Source organism: Pseudomonas sp. RGB, assembly GCF_007713445.1.
Classification (GTDB): Bacteria; Pseudomonadota; Gammaproteobacteria; order Pseudomonadales; family Pseudomonadaceae; genus Aquipseudomonas.
Window position 1 is genome coordinate 81,543 of record NZ_VMSH01000017.1, and the last position, 15,751, is coordinate 97,293.

Below are 15,751 nucleotides of genomic sequence, written 5' to 3' on the forward strand. Positions count from 1 at the left end.
CGAAAGGCTTGAAATGTCATGTCACGAAATTAACCGCCACTCACCGGCCACGTCAATGCCCAACTACCCATTATCCGGCAGGGGTTTACGGACAACATACGAAACGTATACGCTTTGTATATCAATTCCACACAGTGAACGTCATGGGCATCGTCAAGATCACCGACCAATTGCACGAACAGCTTCGCCTGGCCAGCGCTGCCATGGACCGCTCCATCAACGCCCAGGCCGAGTTCTGGATCAAGATCGGCCTGCTCGCCGAACTCAACCCACACCTGCCCTACAACGAGCTGATCAACAAACTGTTGCTGGACAAGCCCGACCTGATCCGGGGGCGCAGCTGATGATCAAGACCGCCGCCCAACTGGCAGTGATGCGTGAATCCGGACGTCTGCTGGCCCAGGTTTTCGACATGCTTGACGGCTTTGTCGCCGCCGGCCGCTCCACCCTGGAGCTGGACAGCGCCGTCGAGGCGTTCATTCGTAACGACCTCAAAGCCCGCCCGGCAAGCCTGGGGCAATATGACTATCCGTTCTGCATCAACACCTCGATCAACGAGGTGGTGTGCCATGGCATGCCCAGCGCCAAGGCTATTCTCAAGGACGGCGACATCATCAACATCGACATCACCCTGGAAAAAGGCGGCTTTATCGCTGACGCCAGCAAGATGTACATGATCGGCACCGTGGCGCCCAAGGCGCGGCGCCTGGTGGAACAGACCTTTGAAGCCATGTGGGCCGGCATTCGCCAAGTCAGGCCGGGCGCGCGCCTGGGTGATATCGGCCATGCGATCCAGAGCCATGCGCAGGCCAACGGCTACAGCGTGGTGCGCGAATACTGTGGCCATGGTATCGGCCGCCAGATGCATGAAGAACCGCAAATCCTCCACTTCGGCCGCCCCGGCACCGGCCTGGAACTGCGTGAAGGCATGGTGTTTACCATCGAGCCGATGCTTAACCAGGGCAGCGCCAAGGTGCGCGACTTGAAAGATGGCTGGACGGTGGTGACCAAGGACAACAGCCTGTCGGCGCAGTGGGAGCATACCGTGGCGGTAACGGCCGACGGGTTTGAGGTGCTTACCTTGCAGGTAACGGATTGAGGCGTGTAGATGTGGGTGTGGCGGCTGGTGCTGGGGCATACCCATTTTTGGGGTGACGGCAGTTGAGTGGTTAGATCACAAGCAAAGCCGAGGCGGCCTGATTTTGGAAGCTGAACCCACTCTAATGTGGGAGCTGGATTGCCTGCGATGGCATCAACCCGGAGTACCTGATGGACCGAGGTGCCTGCATCGCAGGCAAGCCAGCTCCCACAGAAAAGCAAAGCACCGCGGTGCTGGTAGGTGAACTCGGTCAAATTGTGAGAGCGGGCTTGCCCGCGAAGGCGGTGGGTCAGTCAACTCATGTGTAGCTGACACACTGCCTTCGCGAGCAAGCCCGCTCCCACATTTTTGGATCGGATGACATCAGGGTGATGCGCTGTGGAACGCAGGCCCCCAGCGCATTACCAAGCCGGCCTTACCGCAACAACGGCTCTGTACTCCCATCACACCACACTTGCCCCACCCGCCATTCGCTTGAGCCCAAGCACCATCAAGCCGGCCCCCAACGCCATCGCGGCCATCAGCAGCGGGTACGACACCCACCACGGCGTACCCGCCGTCATCATGCTGAATTCCGACATGCCACCCACACTGGCAATCAGGTTAAGCGGCAGGAACACCACGTTAATCAGGGTCAACTTGCGCAGCAGGTTGTTCATGCTGTTGTTCATCAGGTTGCCACGCGCGTCGATCAATCCGGAAAACACATTGGAATAGATCTCCGCCTGCTTGTAGCACTGATGGTTTTCGATGATCAGGTCGTCGATCAACCCCAGGATCTCGGCACTGAAATGCTCTTTTTCAGCGTGATTACGCAGCCGCGACAGCACCGCGCCGTTGCTGTGCAGCGCATTGATGTAATAGATCAGGCTTTCGCTGAGGCTGAACATCTGCATCAGGTGATGGTTGCTCATCGACGCGTTGAACTGTTGCTGCAATTCGCGCGCAACCAGCTTGATCACCTTGAGGTGGCCCAGGTAGTGGTGGATGTTGTTGAGCAACAAATCAAGCAGCACATCCAACGGCGTGTGCAGCGGCCGGCGCGCGCCGAGCCCCGACAGCGGGGTTTCATCGGTGGCAATCACCAGCAGGCGATCCTGCGAAAACAACAAGCCGCACGACGACACCTCAAACACCAGGTTGCCGCCGCCGGAGTAGTTTTCCGGGCGTTTCCAGATCAGGAACAGGTTGTCGGGGTGAAATTCGATGCGTGACACTTCATCCGGGTCAAGGGCCGAGGCCAGCGCATGTTCATCCAGCTTGTGGTGGTCGCGCAGCCATTCACGTTCGGCCAGGTCCGGGTTGTTGAACAACATGATCGGCGCATCATCACCTCCTGCGCCGCACAACTTTCCACCGGTCAATTCAAAGCGCTGGATCATCGCGCGTCACCACACCTGGCCCTGGCGCTTCAACTCCAGGCGCCGCACGAACTCCTCCAGCACCAGGGCGTACAGGTCGTCTTGCAGGTAGGCGTCTTCGATACCGGCGTCCATGTTCGGGTTGTCGTTGACCTCGATCACCACCACCTTGTCGCCGGACTGCTTGAGGTCAACACCGTAAAGGCCGTCGCCGATCAGGTTGGCGGTCTTCACCGCCAGCTCCACCACCGCCTTGGGCGCTTCGTGGACCGCCAGGGTACGGCATTCGCCGTTGATGTCCTGGCCGATAGCCTTGTGGTTGTAGATCTGCCAATGGCCCTTGGACATGAAGTACTGGCAGGCAAAGATCGGCTTGCGGTTGAGCACACCGATGCGCCAGTCGTACTCGGTGTAGAAAAATTCCTGGGCCAGCAATAGCACCGAATGCTCGAACAATTCAGCGGTGGCCTTGAGCAAGGCCTCCTGGCTTTCCACCTTGATCACACCGCGCGAGAAACAGCCGTCGGGGATCTTCAACACCAGCGGGAAGCCCAGGCGCTCGCCCACCCGCTCGAAATCTTCCGGTCGCTCCTTGTACAGAATCTCGGTGGCGGGCATCCCCAGCTGGTGGCTGTTGAGCAGGTCGGTGAGGTACACCTTGTTGGTGCAGCGCAGGATCGACGCCGGGTCATCCATCACCACCAGGCCTTCGCTCTCGGCCTTTTTGGCGAAGCGGTAGGTGTGATTGTCGACGCTGGTGGTCTCGCGGATCAGCAAGGCGTCGTACTCGGCGAGGCGCGAGTAATCCTTGCGCTCGATCAGTTCCACATCGATGCCCAGGCCCTTGCCGACCCGCACGAAGTTTTCCAGGGCGCGGGCATTGGAGGGCGGCAATTGCTCCTGCGGATCGTGCAGGATGGCCAGGTCGTAACGGGCCAGCCTGCGTGAACGCGGTTGGCGCCAGATCTTGCGGCTGAAGTTGTCCAGGGCGTGGGCAAACTGGTCTTCCTGGTCGTCACGCAACTTGTGCAACACGCCAGATTTGACCCCTTCGATGTGCCAGCCGTTGTTCTTGCGAAACTCAACTAACAGGATCGGGCACGGGAAGGTTTCAAACAACTGACGGGCCAACTCCTGCAACGGTTCTATATTGGTCCGACCAAAGTAAAGTGTCAGGGTAAAGCCTTCGGTATTGCTGTAGAGATGATGACTCAAGGCTTTATCGAGGGTTTTATCCAGGTCATCCAGCGACAGGCCATACAGCGACTTTTTCGTCAGTTCACTGATGGTGCGCACCGACGGAATCACCTTGTGCCCGCGCGCCTCGGCCAACAGCGAGCAGTAATAACCATGCCCCAGGTATTTGTAGCTGCGGCACAGGTTGATCACCTGCACGCGCTTGCCCGTCTCGCTCTCGCGGGTTTGTTCAAGGTATTCCTGCGCGGTGACGATGTCTTCGCTGGGAAAGTAGGAGGCCCAATCTTCCTTGCGTTCGACAATGATCACAACTTGACTGGAGCCTTTAAGGGGAGGAGAAAAATAACCCGTGGAAGTTATTGTCGCCGCGACAGTTTGCTCGGATACTTCACGCCAATGACTTTGTACCGCCGACATAATATTTGATCCGCTTTAGAGAACTCGACCTTTTCTATTAAGCACGATCTTTTAGAGAAGTCCCGTTTCGTTACGCAACTTTTACGGCGGTCATATGGCTCTTTCCTTTCGCGTTGCAACCCCCGCTGACGTGCCCGAACTGGTGGCACTGGAACAGCACTGTTTCACCACCGACCGGCTTTCGCCGCGCAGTTTCCAGTGGATGATCAGCCGCGCTCATGGCCAGTTGCTCGTTGCCGAAAATGACGGTGTTTTGCTCGGTTACGCCTTGGTGCTGTTCCATCGCGGCACCTCACTGGCGCGCCTGTACTCCATCGCCATCGCCGAACACGCACGCGGCATGGGCCTGGGCAAGCAGCTGCTTTCGCGCATCGAAGCCTGCGCCGTGGCGCATGATTGCGCCTACCTGCGCCTGGAAGTGCGCACCGACAACCCCGGCGCCCTCGCCCTGTACGAGCGCAATGGCTACCGGCGCTTCGCGCTGATCAATGACTATTACGAAGACCATGCACCGGCCCTGCGCCTGGAAAAACGCATCGTTCAGCACCAGGACGCGCGCCCGCAAAACGTGCCGTATTACCAGCAAACCACCGACTTCACCTGTGGCGCCGCGTGCCTGCTGATGGCCATGGGCGCACTGGTGCCGACGCGCGTGGCCGGCCGGCGCGAAGAGCTGCAAATCTGGCGTGAAGCCACCACCGTGTTCATGACCGCCGGCCACGGCGGCTGCAGCCCGCAAGGCCTGGCCCTGGCGGCGTGGCGTCGGGGCTTTCGCGTACGCATGCAGGTGAATGTGCGCGGCCCGCTGTTTCTGGACGGCGTGCGCGACCAGCATAAAAAGGACGTCATGCGTCTGGTGCACGAGGCGTTCGAAGAAGAACTGGCCGGCAGCGACGTCGAGCAGGTGTTCGGCGGCGCGTTGGATTTGCCGCAGGTACTGCGCGATGGCGGGCAGCCGCTGGTGTTGATCAGCAGCTACCGCCTCACCCGCTCCAAGTCGCCACACTGGGTGATGGTCACCGATTGCGACGACGACTTCGTCTACCTGCACGACCCGGATGTGGACCACAGCCAGCACCGCCAGCCCCTGGACTGCCAGCACTTGCCGGTCAGCCACGGGGAGTTCGAACGCATGTGCCGCTTTGGCAACAACAAGTTGCGCGCGGCGGTGGTGCTGTTCAAGCCACTTGCTTGATCCCGGCCTTGGCTTCCAGCTCACGTACCAGCGGCAACACGCGCTTGCCGAAGTATTCGACTTCCTCCTGGAAATGCAGGAAGCCCGCCAGCACCAGGTCCACGCCCACGGCCTTGAGCGCGACGATGCGCTCGGCAATCTGCTGCGGTGTGCCGATCAGGTTGGTCTTGAAGCCGTCGTTGTACTGCACCAGGTCTTCGAAACTGGATTTGGCCCAGTTGCCCTCGCCTTCCGGTGAGGCTTTGCCGGCCTGCCTGGCCGCGTCACCAAAGGCATTCACCGCCTCCGGATCGGCCTTGTCGATGATCTCGGCGAGCACCGCGCGGGCTTCTTCTTCGGTGTCGCGGGCGATCACAAAGGCGTTTACGCCGACTTTGACCGAATGGTTATTCGCCGCCGCCTTGGCGCGAATGTCATCGACCTGAGCCTTGATGCCTTGCGGGGTGTTGCCGTTGGTGAAATACCAGTCCGACACGCGCGCCGCCATGTCCCGCGCGGCGCGCGAGCTGCCGCCCTGGAACACTTCCGGTTGGCCCAGGGGCTTGGGCTTGAGGGTGTAATTGTTGAAGCGGTAGAAGTCGCCCTTGAAGGTGAAGTCGTCCTGGGTCCAGATGCCTTTCAACGCGCGGATAAACTCCTCGGAACGGCGATAACGCTCATCGTGCTCCAGCCAGGGTTCGCCGATGGCCTGGAACTCGCCCTTGAACCAGCCACTGACGATGTTCACCGCGATACGGCCATTGGTCAGCTGGTCGATCGTCGCCAGTTGCTTGGCCGCCAAGGCCGGCTGCCACGGGCCGGGCAAGATGGCCGCGATCACCTTGAGCGTGGTGGTCGCCGCCAGCAGCGCATGGCTGAAGGCTACGGATTCATGCTGGTTCTCCGCGCCGTAGCCGGCGGTGAAGCGAATTTGCGTGAGGCCGTATTCAAAACCGGCCGCTTCGGCCAACTGCGCCAGTTTGCGGTTGTAGTCGATGCCCCAATGGGTGCGTTGCTCGATCTTGCTGACCACCAGCCCACCGCTGACGTTGGGCACCCAATAGGCAAATTTCACGGCTTGCTGACTCATCTGGCAGTACCTCGCACGAAGGGATGTTCCAGGGCTAGAGCAGCAAGCGTGCCAGGCCGGTGCAAACGCCCTGGCCATGGGCGTCGCGGTAAAAATCCCCATCTCGCAGGGCTGAGCCGCCAATGTCATGGATTACACCGATTTGTCGATCTGCTGTTGCCGGAGCAACAGTGGATGGCTTTCATCCCCTGCAAACACGGGCTGCAGCCATCGGCACGAACTGTGCAATCACCCAAGGACTGATACTGCCAAGGAGCTGCCCCCCATGAGCGAACAACACGTCATCAACCCGCTGTCCACAGGTGTCGATTACCCCACGTTGGCCGCGCGTTTTCGGCCGATCTTCCAGCGCATTGCCGCAGGTGCGGTAGCGCGCGAACAGACCCGCGCCCTGCCCTATGAACCGATCCAATGGCTCAAGCAGGCCGGCTTTGGCGCCGTGCGGGTGCCGGTGGAATACGGCGGCGGCGGCGCGTCGCTGCCGCAGTTGTTCGAGTTGCTGATCGAGCTGGCCGCCGCCGATTCGAATGTGCCCCAGGCGTTGCGCGGGCATTTCGCCTTCGCCGAGGACCGTCTGAATGCGCCACCCAGCGCTGGCCGCGACCTGTGGTTCAAGCGCTTTGTCGAGGGCGACATCGTCGGCTGCGCCTGGACCGAAATCGGCAACGTGGCCATCGGCGAGGTGGTCACTCAGGTGAGCCCCGACGGCGATAAATGGAAACTCAACGGTGAAAAGTTCTACAGCACCGGCAGCCTTTTCTCCGACTGGATCGACGTGTACGCCCAGCGCAGCGATACCGGCGCCGATGTGATCGCCGCCACCCGCACGCGCCAGCCTGGCGTGGTGCAAAGCGATGACTGGGACGGCTTTGGCCAGCGCACCACGGGCAGTGGCACCAGCCGTTTTACCGATGCTGTGGTGGACGCGGAAAACGTCATCGACTTTGCCACCCGGTTCAAGTACCAGACCGCGTTTTATCAGCTGGTGTTGCTGGCGAGCCTGGCCGGGATTGGCCGTGCGGCACTCAGCGACGTGGCTCATCAGGTGCGCAGTCGCAAACGCATTTACAGCCACGGCAATGCCGCGCATGTCAGCCAGGATGCGCAGGTTCAACAAGTGGTGGGTGAAGTGGCGGCGCTGGTGTATGCCGCCGAGGCCAGTGCGTTGAAGGCTGCGGTGCCGGCGCAACAGGCGTACCTGGCGCGGTTTGCCGGGGATGAGGTGGCCGAGCGGGAGGCGAATGTGGCGGCCGAGATTGAATCGGCGACGGCGCAGGTGGTGGTGTCGGCGCTGGTGCAGCGGGCCACCACGGAGTTGTTCAATGCGCTGGGGGCGTCGGATGTGCGCCAGGGTAAAGCGCTTGATCGCCACTGGCGCAATGCCCGTACGGTGTCGTCGCATAATCCGGTGATCTACAAGGCGCGGATTGTGGGGGACTGGGTGATTAACGGCACTGAGCCGCCGTTTGTGTGGCAAATCGGGAATGGGCCGGCCAAGGGATAGGCTTTCTGATCGATCAGGGTTAGGGGGTATATCCGTTGTTTGGGTGACGGCTGAGATAGGTTCCGCCCTTACGGCGGGTCACTCTGGAAAAGCCCCAAAGTAACCAAAGGGCTCTTGCCCCAGCACTCGGCACCTCGCTCACGCTTCGGTATGCCTGAGATCAAAAGCAGAGCACGGCGGCCTGGTAGCCGACCTGAGTGGTTAGATCAAAAGCGGAAGCGAGGCTGCCCGACAGCCGACCTGACCCTTGAAGCTGAACTCAATCAAATGTGGGAGCTGGCTTGCCTGCGATGGCATCTACTGGGTGTCAATGATACACAGAGGTGCCTGCATCGCAGGCAAGCCAGCTCCCACAGAAAAGCCAAGCAGTGAGGTGCTGGCATCTTCACTCGGTCAACTTGTGGGAGCGGGCTTGCTCGCGAAGGCGGCCTGCCAGTGACACATGAGCTGACTGAACCACCGCATTCGCGGGCAAGCCCGCTCCCACATTTGGATCTCTGTGCGTCAGGTAGGTGGGTGTCGTTTGTACTCGGTCAAAGGTGGGAGCGGGCTTGCTCGCGAAGGCGGTGTGCCAGTGACACATGGGCTGACTGAACCACCGCATTCGCGGGCAAGCCCGCTCCCACATTTGGGTGTCTGTGCATCAGATAGAGGTGTGTTGCTGTGATTTTGCCAAAAGTGACCCGCTGTAAGAGCGGAACCGCCAGCCGCCGTTACCGCAGCAACGGATATGTACTCACCCCACTCAGAAACCTGAAAACATCAGAACGCCAACTTATAGCCAATAGTCATCAACATAACCGCCAGACAAGGCCGCAACACACCATCAGGAACCTTACCGGTCATGTGACTCCCCAGGTAAATCCCCGGCAACGACCCCATCAGCAAAAAGCCCAGCAAATGCCAATCCATATTCCCCATGCTCGCGTGCCCCAGGCCCGCAACCAGCGTCAGCGGCACAGCATGGGCAATCTCGGTACCCACCAGCCGACGCGTCGCCAGAAACGGGTACAGAATAAACAGCGCCACGGTCCCAAGCGCACCCGCGCCGATGGACGTCAGGGCAACCATGGTGCCAAGGATCGCACCGGTCACCACCGTCAACAGGTTCAAGTTGCGCGAGCTCATGTGATAGTCATCACCCGCATGCCGCTGTGCAAAAGCCAGCAGGCTTTTCTTGAACAGAATCGCCAGCGCCGTCAGCAACAACACCACACCAAGCGCCTGCTTGATCACCGCGTTCATGGCGCTGGGGTCGGTGTGCAGACTGGCAAGGAACCACAGGGTCAGCAGCACCGCAGGCACACTGCCCAAGGTCAGCCAACCCGTAATGGTCCAGTCGATATTCTTGTTCTTGCTGTGCACCAGCACGCCACCCGACTTGGTGATGGCCGCGTACAACAAGTCCGTGCCCACGGCGGTCGCCGGGTTGATGCCGAACCACAACAGGATCGGGGTCATCAAAGACCCCCCACCGACACCGGTCATGCCGACGATAAAACCAACCACCAGGCCGGCGATGACAAAACCAAAGTTACCCACATCCATACAACTACCCGCGGCCTTATAAATTTCTGGCCGCAGGATAGCGATTTTTCTTATAACGACTTATATCAATATGATCTGACTTTATGCCTTTTGTGTCAGCCGTTGACAGACGTAGGCCTGCGTCTGATACGGAAACGCCACAGTGTCACGCCCCCGCAAGGCAGGATGCGTGTCGATCAGTGCCTGCAATTGCGCAGTCACGCGGGCTTTCTCGGCGGCGGGCAGCGCCGCGATAAAGCTCACCGACAGGAAGCGATCCATGATCACCTCCTGAGGGCTGCCGACATGCTGATAGGCAAAGCAGGTCATTTCGGGTGCGGAAAAATACTCGCCGGTGAAGGCTTCGCGCCAGCGGCCTGTATGAAAGCGCGGCGTGTCGCCCTCATAAGGGGTGATGATGTCGGTGATGGCGGCGACCCAATCCACCGATTCATCGCGCACATTCCACACCAACCCCAGGCGCCCATCGGGTTTGAGCACACGGTGGATTTCTGCCAGCGCGGCTTCGGTAGAAAACCAATGGAACGCCTGCGCACAGACCACCGCCTCGGCGACGGCGGTTTCCAGGGGAATGGATTCGGCGGTGCCATTGACCAAGCGCACATCGGGTAACAGTTTATTGAGCTGCGCGCCCATCGCTTCGACCGGCTCGACCGCCACCAGCGTTGGCGCCAGGGTGCTGAGCAAACGGGTGAACTTGCCGGTACCGGCGCCCAGGTCGATTACCGTCGATTGCGCATCGATGTGCAGCGCATCAGTGAGCCAGCCGGTGAGTTGTCGTGGATAGTCGGGCCGGCCTTGGGCGTAAGTGGCGGCCTGGGTAGAGAAACCCTGTTGAGCAGACGTGTGAACACCAGTCATTGCCAATCTCTCCTCGGGTAAAGCGGGGGGCACAGTGTGCGCCCTTGTGCATTTATTTTCTAATCACTGCATCCAATCGAGCGCGGCCTGGGTAGTGCTTACAGTGACCCCGCTGTTTTACTCAATGGAGAAACACCGATGAACGCTAAAGCACTGTTCTGCCTGACCGCCCTGCTGGCCGCCGCGCCAATGGCTTTCGCCCAGACCGGCCTGCCCGACAGCATCAAGGTGCCGGATGGGCACAAGGTGGCGCTGGAGACCACAGGCGTCGGCGAAATCACCTACGAATGCCGCGACAAAGCTAACGCCCCCGGCCAGACCGAGTGGACGTTCGTCGGCCCCAAGGCGGTGTTGAATGACCGCAGTGGCAAGCCAGTGGGCACCTATTTCGGACCACCGGCTACATGGGAAGCCCAGGACGGTTCGAAAATCACCGGCACGCAGTTGGCCGTGGCGCCGTCCAGTGCGGGCAACCTGCCGTACCAATTGGTCAAGGCCAACCCGGCCGAAGGCAAAGGCGCAATGAGCGGTGTGAGTTATATCCAGCGCGTGGCGCTCAAGGGTGGCGTGGCGCCGAGCACCGAGTGCAGCGCTGCCAACAAAGGCACGCAGGCAGTGGTGAAGTACCAGGCCGACTACATCTTCTGGGCGGCCAACTGAGAACAAACTCGGCTACGCTGCCCCTGTAAGGGCCGGCTTGCCGGCGAGGGTCGTCAACGATGACGCAGGGCACCTGGGTTTACGCTGCGCCCGTGCCCGTTTTCGCCGGCATGCCGGCTCCCTGCAGCGCGGTGGCGATTGTTATGACAATGGTGGAAACACGTGGCCTTGCCTGACGCCGATTTTGATTACGAAACCTGTCTACTGGCCTGCGCCCGTGGGGATCAACGCGCCTTGCGCCAGCTCTATGAGCAGGACAGCAGCCGTTTGCTCGGCGTGGCTTTTCGCATTGCCAGGGACAAATCCCTGGCCGAAGACATCGTGCATGACGCGTTTATCAGGATCTGGCGGGGCTCCGGCAGTTTCGACCCCAGCCGCGGCTCGGCGCGTGGCTGGGTGTTCAGCGTGACCCGGCACCTGGCGCTCAATGCCGTACGCAATCACTACCGCGAATTACCCCTGGGCGACGCGCACGAGCACATCGCCACAACCGACACCGTTGAATTCGCTTCGCGCTCGGGGCAGGTCCACGCCTGCCTGGAGCAGCTCGACCCGGCCCGTCGCGCGTGCATCCTGCATGCCTACGTCGACGGCTATTCCCACAGCCAAATCGCACAGAAACTGAACACCCCACTGGGGACCGTCAAAGCCTGGATCAAACGCAGCCTCGCTGCGCTGCGGGAGTGCATGGCATGAGCAACCCTCTGGACGAACTGGCTGGCGAATACGTGCTGGGCACCCTGCCCGCCGCGCAACGCGCCGAGGTTGAGCAACGCTTATCCGAGGATGCCGAGTTGCGCGCGGCGGTGGACGCATGGGAGCAGCGCCTTTTGCCGCTGACCGCATTGGCCGAACCGGTACCCCCTTCTGCCCAGCTGTGGCGGCGCATCGAGCGGACCGTCACGCCTGCCGACACCCGCGCCGACCTGCACACACCGTGGTGGAACCTGCTGGCGCTATGGCGCGGTTTGGCCGGCGCGGGGCTGGTGGCGACGTGGGTACTGGCGACGCTGCTGCTGACCCGCCCGCCCACTGCAGAACCCACTTTTGTGGTGGTATTGGTGGCGCCGCAAAGCCAGGCTCCGGGCTGGGTGATCCAGGCCAGCAATACTCAACAGATCCAGTTGATTCCATTGGGTGTGATGCAAGTGCCTGCCGACAAGGCGCTGCAGTTCTGGACCAAGGCGGATGGCTGGCAAGGCCCGGTGTCGCTGGGGTTGGTCAAGCCAGGCCAGACGCTGTCGGTGCCGCTGGACAAACTGCCGCCACTGGCGCCCAACCAATTGTTCGAGCTGACCCTGGAAGACCCGAATGGCTCGCCGACCGGCAAACCCACCGGGCCGATCCAGGCGATCGGCCGCGCCGTCAAGGTGCTCTGATCAGCCGACGCTGGGCAACCACAGCCGGAACCGTGCCCCGCCCAAGGGTGACGCCTGGGCCGTCAACGTGCCGCCCTGGGCCTCCATCGCGCGCCGGCTGATGGCCAGGCCGAGGCCGAAGCCTCCGGTGGCGCGGTCGCGGCTGCGGTCCAGGCGATAGAAAGGTTCGAAGATCCGCTCACGCTGGTCTACCGGAATGCCGATGCCATCGTCATCCACCCAGATCTCACAACCCTTGGCACACACCTTGACGCCCACCTGAATGCGCTTGTCGCAATAGCGCGTGGCATTGCGCAACAAGTTTTGCAGCGCGCGGGCGGTGAGGCGCGGGTCGAGGCTGAAGCGCTCCACCGCGCAATCAAGCGCCACGTCGATGACAATCTCGGGGTTTTCCAGCTCGTCATCGACGCTGCCCAGCACGCTGTCGACAAACTCGTCGAGCACCACGTCGACTCGCTCCGGCAGTTGCGCCGGTTTTTGCAGACGGCTGTAGGACAGCAATTCCAGCACCAGCTCGTCCAGCTCACGAATGTGCGCCACCAGGCTTTGCAGGCGCTCGCGGCTGGCTTGGGGCAAGTCTTCGGACAACGCCAGCGCCAGGCCGAAATCCAGGCGGGTCAGCGGCGTGCGCAGTTCATGGGAGACCGCATTGAGCAGGTCGCGCTGCTGATTGAGCAGGCGCTCGATATCGTCGGCCATGGTGTCGAACACCGACGCCAGGCTGCCAATGTTGGAACTGGGCGGAATCTGCGTGCGCTCGCCCAGGTTGCCCTTGCCCAGTTGTGCGGCGGTGCTTTTCAGGCGCTCCAAGTCACGCCAGTGCGGGCGCAGCCAGAACAGCAGGCAAGCCAGCAGCGCGGCGCCGATCAGCACGTTCATCGACCAGTACAGCAGGTTCATGTCCATCGGGTCAGGGGGAATCGTCAGCTTGACCGCAAACTGCTGGTTGACCGGCGAACTGATTTCTTCCATCCAGCCCCATTCGCCAAGGCGGATCACCGGCTTGCCCTGCTCCAGCAGCTTTTCTTCGGCGGGCGTGTAGCTGGCGTCCTGGCGTAACAGCAGTTTGACTTTCAGCGGCGCGAAGTCGCGGCCCAATTGCTCGGTCACCTGGGACCAGCGCTCAACCGGCGCGCGCAGGTATTGTTTGACGATGAGCGTCTGCAGGCCACGGGTCTGCTCGACGTTGTAGTCCATGTAACGGTGTTCGAACAGCTGGATCACCAACCGCGGAATCAGGAAGATTGCCGCACTGAAGGTGATGATGGTGATCAGGTAGAGGCGCAGCAGGACACGAAACATGGATCAGCATTCCCACTCGGAACGGCTGAACAGGTACCCCTTGCCCCACACGGTTTTGATCTTGCGCGCCTCGCCCGCGTGATCGTCGAACTTGCGGCGCAGCTTGGAGATGGCCACGTCCACCGAGCGGTCGGTGCCGTTGAACTCGATACCACGCAGGCGCTGCAGGATCTGGTCGCGGCTGAGCACTTCACCGGCGTGCCGGGCCAGCACCACCAGCAGGTTGTATTCACCGCTGGACAGCTCCACAGCCTGCTCGCGCCAGCTCACGGTGCGCTCCGACAGGTCGATGCACAGGTTGCCCATGACGATCTGGTCGTTGGCCGCCTGAGGTTCGGACAGGCTGCTGCGGCGCAGCAAGGTGCGCACACGGGCGAGCAGCACGCGCGGCTCGCAAGGTTTGGTGACATAGTCGTCGGCGCCCATTTCCAGGCCCAGCACCTGGTCGTGACTGTCGTCGCGCGCAGTGAGCATCAGGATCGGCAAACCCGCCGAGTCTGCGCGCAGCAAGCGGCACACCTGCAGGCCATCGAGGCCGGGCAACATCAGGTCGAGGATCACCAGGTCCGGCGGGTTGAGGCGCGCGCGTTCGCGTACGTGGTCGCCACGGCTGAGCACGCTGACATGGTAGCCATTGCGCTCCAGGTAGCTGGCAATCAGCTCGGAGAGTGCGGCGTCGTCTTCCACCAGGAGGATGTTGGGCATGGTGTTTCCAAATAATGCAGTTCATCAGGTGTACAGAAACCCAATGTGGGAGCGGGCTTGCTCGCGAAAGCGGTGGTTCAGTGGATAGATTTATTGGCTGATCCACCGCCATTAGGGGCAAGCCCCCTCCCACATGTGATCTTTGCTGTTTGCAGGATTGTGCAAGGATATACGGCCTCAGGCGACTATGGGTCGCACCTTACATTTCTTCACAGACGAGCTACACAGCTTCACAGCACCACGGCGCAGGTGTCTTTAGGATGCGCCAGTCAATATTGGGATATGAGCATGTCGAAGAATCTGTTTGCGCCGTTTTGCCTGCTGGCCCTGGCGCTCGCCCTGAGCGCATGTGGCCAGTCGGCGGACGAGGCGCCGCAAATGCCCCTGGCCAAAGTGCGCATCGAGACCCTGCAGGCCAAGCCCCTGTCGATCACCAGTGAACTGAGCGGGCGGATCGCCGCGCCGCGTATTGCCGAAGTGCGTGCGCGGGTGGCCGGTGTGGTCGTGCAGCGCGTGTTCAAGGAAGGTCACGACGTGAAACAGGGCGACGTGCTGTTTCGCATCGACCCGGCCCCGTTCAAAGCCGACCTGGACAGCGCCCAGGCCAACCTGAGCAAGGCGCAGGCCAACGCTTTCCAGGCGCGTCTGCAGGAGCAGCGCTACAGCCAGTTGGTCGAAGGCAACGCGATCAGCGGCCAGGATTACGACAATGCCCGCGCCGCCGTGCGCCAGACCAATGCCGAAGTCGCCGCCAACAAAGCCGCCGTCGAGCGCGCCAAACTCAACCTGGGCTACGCCACCGTGACCGCGCCGATTTCCGGGCGCATCGGCCGCGCGTTGGTCACCGAGGGCGCGCTGGTCGGGCAAAACGAAGCCACGCCGCTGGCGATCATCCAGCAACTGGACCCGATCCACGCCGACCTGACCCAGTCCACCCGCGAGTTGAACGACCTGCGCCGTGCCTTCCGTGCCGGCAGCTTGAAGCAGGTCGGCCAGGACCAGGCCAAAGCCACGCTGATCGAGGACGACGGCAGCCTGTACCCGCTGCCAGGCAAATTGCTGTTTGCCGAAATCAGCGTCGACCCCGGCACCGGGCAGATCATCCTGCGCAGCGAGTTCCCCAACCCGGACCTCGACCTGTTGCCCGGCAGCTTTGTACGCGTGCGCCTGGAACAGGCGGTGGACAAACAAGGCATCAGCGTGCCGCAACGCGCCATTACCCGCGACAGCGCCGGCATCCCGATGGTGCTCTTGCTGGACGCCGAACAGGTCGTCAGCCAGCAACCGGTGGAGCTTGGCGCAGTGATCGAGGATCGCTGGATCGTCAGCAACGGCCTCAAGCCCGGTGACCGCATCATCGTCGAAGGCCTGCAACACGCACGCCCCGGTGAAAAAGTCGAAGTGGACGACAGCCCTGCGCCGAATGCCCAGGCCTCGGTCCGCTAAGCAAAGGA

At 61.4% G+C, this 15,751-nt stretch carries 15 protein-coding genes; 8 read left to right on the plus strand and 7 right to left on the minus strand.

Annotated features, from left to right (window positions below):
• Positions 1-143: 143 nt before the first annotated feature.
• Both FPT15_RS25850 and map read left to right on the plus strand, forming a co-directional pair.
• Positions 144-344, plus strand: coding sequence for a ParD-like family protein (locus FPT15_RS25850; protein ID WP_003190946.1), 201 nt, complete (start codon positions 144-146; stop codon positions 342-344).
• Positions 344-1,099, plus strand: coding sequence for a type I methionyl aminopeptidase (gene map / locus FPT15_RS25855; protein ID WP_145165666.1), 756 nt, complete (start codon positions 344-346; stop codon positions 1,097-1,099). The genes FPT15_RS25850 and map overlap by 1 nt, the downstream gene beginning before the upstream one ends.
• 443 nt (positions 1,100-1,542) lie before the next feature.
• Here map and FPT15_RS25860 read toward each other — a convergent pair whose 3' ends face one another.
• Both FPT15_RS25860 and FPT15_RS25865 read right to left on the minus strand, forming a co-directional pair.
• Positions 1,543-2,481, minus strand: a complete 939-nt coding sequence (locus FPT15_RS25860) for a magnesium transporter CorA family protein (RefSeq protein ID WP_145165667.1) — start codon at positions 2,479-2,481, stop codon at positions 1,543-1,545.
• Between the two features lie 6 nt (positions 2,482-2,487).
• Entirely contained in the window at positions 2,488-4,074 is a 1,587-nt protein-coding gene (locus FPT15_RS25865; RefSeq protein WP_145165668.1) for a RimK family protein, read from the minus strand.
• Positions 4,075-4,168: 94 nt separating this feature from the next.
• Between FPT15_RS25865 and FPT15_RS25870 the strand changes: the two genes are divergently transcribed.
• Positions 4,169-5,269, plus strand: a complete 1,101-nt coding sequence (locus tag FPT15_RS25870; protein WP_145165669.1) for a GNAT family N-acetyltransferase/peptidase C39 family protein — start codon at positions 4,169-4,171, stop codon at positions 5,267-5,269.
• Here FPT15_RS25870 and sfnG read toward each other — a convergent pair.
• A complete protein-coding gene (sfnG, locus tag FPT15_RS25875; RefSeq protein ID WP_145165670.1) occupies positions 5,253-6,338 on the minus strand; it encodes a dimethylsulfone monooxygenase SfnG in 1,086 nt (361 codons plus the stop codon). The genes FPT15_RS25870 and sfnG overlap by 17 nt on opposite strands.
• Positions 6,339-6,603: 265 nt before the next feature.
• Between sfnG and FPT15_RS25880 the strand changes: the two genes are divergently transcribed.
• Complete coding sequence (locus FPT15_RS25880) at positions 6,604-7,842, plus strand: acyl-CoA dehydrogenase family protein (protein WP_145165671.1); 1,239 nt, start codon at positions 6,604-6,606, stop codon at positions 7,840-7,842.
• Positions 7,843-8,604: 762 nt separating this feature from the next.
• Here FPT15_RS25880 and FPT15_RS25885 read toward each other — a convergent pair.
• Together FPT15_RS25885 and FPT15_RS25890 are read right to left on the minus strand one after the other, a co-directional pair.
• Positions 8,605-9,390 (minus strand): sulfite exporter TauE/SafE family protein, encoded by a 786-nt coding sequence (locus FPT15_RS25885; protein WP_145165672.1) that lies wholly within the window; start codon positions 9,388-9,390, stop codon positions 8,605-8,607.
• Between the two features lie 81 nt (positions 9,391-9,471).
• Complete coding sequence (locus tag FPT15_RS25890; RefSeq protein ID WP_145165673.1) at positions 9,472-10,251, minus strand: class I SAM-dependent methyltransferase; 780 nt, start codon at positions 10,249-10,251, stop codon at positions 9,472-9,474.
• Positions 10,252-10,389: 138 nt separating this feature from the next.
• Here FPT15_RS25890 and FPT15_RS25895 point away from each other — a divergent pair, with 138 nt between their 5' ends.
• The 3 genes from FPT15_RS25895 to FPT15_RS25905 all read left to right on the plus strand — a co-directional run bounded on the left by FPT15_RS25895 (position 10,390) and on the right by FPT15_RS25905 (position 12,290).
• A complete protein-coding gene (locus FPT15_RS25895; protein ID WP_145165674.1) occupies positions 10,390-10,911 on the plus strand; it encodes a DUF3455 domain-containing protein in 522 nt (173 codons plus the stop codon).
• Between the two features lie 168 nt (positions 10,912-11,079).
• Positions 11,080-11,607 (plus strand): sigma-70 family RNA polymerase sigma factor, encoded by a 528-nt coding sequence (locus tag FPT15_RS25900; RefSeq protein WP_145165686.1) that lies wholly within the window; start codon positions 11,080-11,082, stop codon positions 11,605-11,607.
• On the plus strand, positions 11,604-12,290 hold the full coding sequence (locus tag FPT15_RS25905; protein ID WP_145165675.1) for an anti-sigma factor domain-containing protein: 687 nt from the start codon (positions 11,604-11,606) through the stop codon (positions 12,288-12,290). Before FPT15_RS25900 ends, FPT15_RS25905 begins: the two co-directional genes overlap by 4 nt.
• On the opposite strand, the gene FPT15_RS25910 is transcribed toward FPT15_RS25905, so the two are convergent.
• Both FPT15_RS25910 and FPT15_RS25915 read right to left on the minus strand, forming a co-directional pair.
• Entirely contained in the window at positions 12,291-13,592 is a 1,302-nt protein-coding gene (locus tag FPT15_RS25910) for an ATP-binding protein (protein ID WP_145165676.1), read from the minus strand. It lies immediately after the preceding gene.
• A 3-nt stretch (positions 13,593-13,595) separates the two neighbouring features.
• Complete coding sequence (locus tag FPT15_RS25915) at positions 13,596-14,297, minus strand: response regulator transcription factor (protein WP_145165677.1); 702 nt, start codon at positions 14,295-14,297, stop codon at positions 13,596-13,598.
• Positions 14,298-14,585: 288 nt separating this feature from the next.
• On the opposite strand from FPT15_RS25915, the gene FPT15_RS25920 reads away from it, so the two are divergent.
• Positions 14,586-15,743: an efflux RND transporter periplasmic adaptor subunit gene (locus FPT15_RS25920; RefSeq protein WP_145165678.1), complete on the plus strand. Its 1,158-nt coding sequence runs from the start codon at positions 14,586-14,588 to the stop codon at positions 15,741-15,743.
• Positions 15,744-15,751: the final 8 nt, after the last annotated feature.

Bases quoted from the DNA above. Each gene is read 5' to 3' on its own strand.
- FPT15_RS25905 (WP_145165675.1), top strand. From the start codon at position 11,604: ATGAGCAACCCTCTGGACGAACTGGCTGGCGAATACGTGCTGGGCACC.
- FPT15_RS25915 (WP_145165677.1), bottom strand. From the start codon at position 14,297: ATGCCCAACATCCTCCTGGTGGAAGACGACGCCGCACTCTCCGAGCTG.
- FPT15_RS25910 (WP_145165676.1), bottom strand. From the start codon at position 13,592: ATGTTTCGTGTCCTGCTGCGCCTCTACCTGATCACCATCATCACCTTC.
- sfnG (WP_145165670.1), bottom strand. From the start codon at position 6,338: ATGAGTCAGCAAGCCGTGAAATTTGCCTATTGGGTGCCCAACGTCAGC.
- FPT15_RS25890 (WP_145165673.1), bottom strand. From the start codon at position 10,251: ATGACTGGTGTTCACACGTCTGCTCAACAGGGTTTCTCTACCCAGGCC.
- FPT15_RS25880 (WP_145165671.1), top strand. From the start codon at position 6,604: ATGAGCGAACAACACGTCATCAACCCGCTGTCCACAGGTGTCGATTAC.
- FPT15_RS25885 (WP_145165672.1), bottom strand. From the start codon at position 9,390: ATGGATGTGGGTAACTTTGGTTTTGTCATCGCCGGCCTGGTGGTTGGT.
- FPT15_RS25920 (WP_145165678.1), top strand. From the start codon at position 14,586: ATGTCGAAGAATCTGTTTGCGCCGTTTTGCCTGCTGGCCCTGGCGCTC.
- FPT15_RS25895 (WP_145165674.1), top strand. From the start codon at position 10,390: ATGAACGCTAAAGCACTGTTCTGCCTGACCGCCCTGCTGGCCGCCGCG.
- FPT15_RS25860 (WP_145165667.1), bottom strand. From the start codon at position 2,481: ATGATCCAGCGCTTTGAATTGACCGGTGGAAAGTTGTGCGGCGCAGGA.
- FPT15_RS25850 (WP_003190946.1), top strand. From the start codon at position 144: ATGGGCATCGTCAAGATCACCGACCAATTGCACGAACAGCTTCGCCTG.
- map (WP_145165666.1), top strand. From the start codon at position 344: ATGATCAAGACCGCCGCCCAACTGGCAGTGATGCGTGAATCCGGACGT.
- FPT15_RS25865 (WP_145165668.1), bottom strand. From the start codon at position 4,074: ATGTCGGCGGTACAAAGTCATTGGCGTGAAGTATCCGAGCAAACTGTC.
- FPT15_RS25870 (WP_145165669.1), top strand. From the start codon at position 4,169: ATGGCTCTTTCCTTTCGCGTTGCAACCCCCGCTGACGTGCCCGAACTG.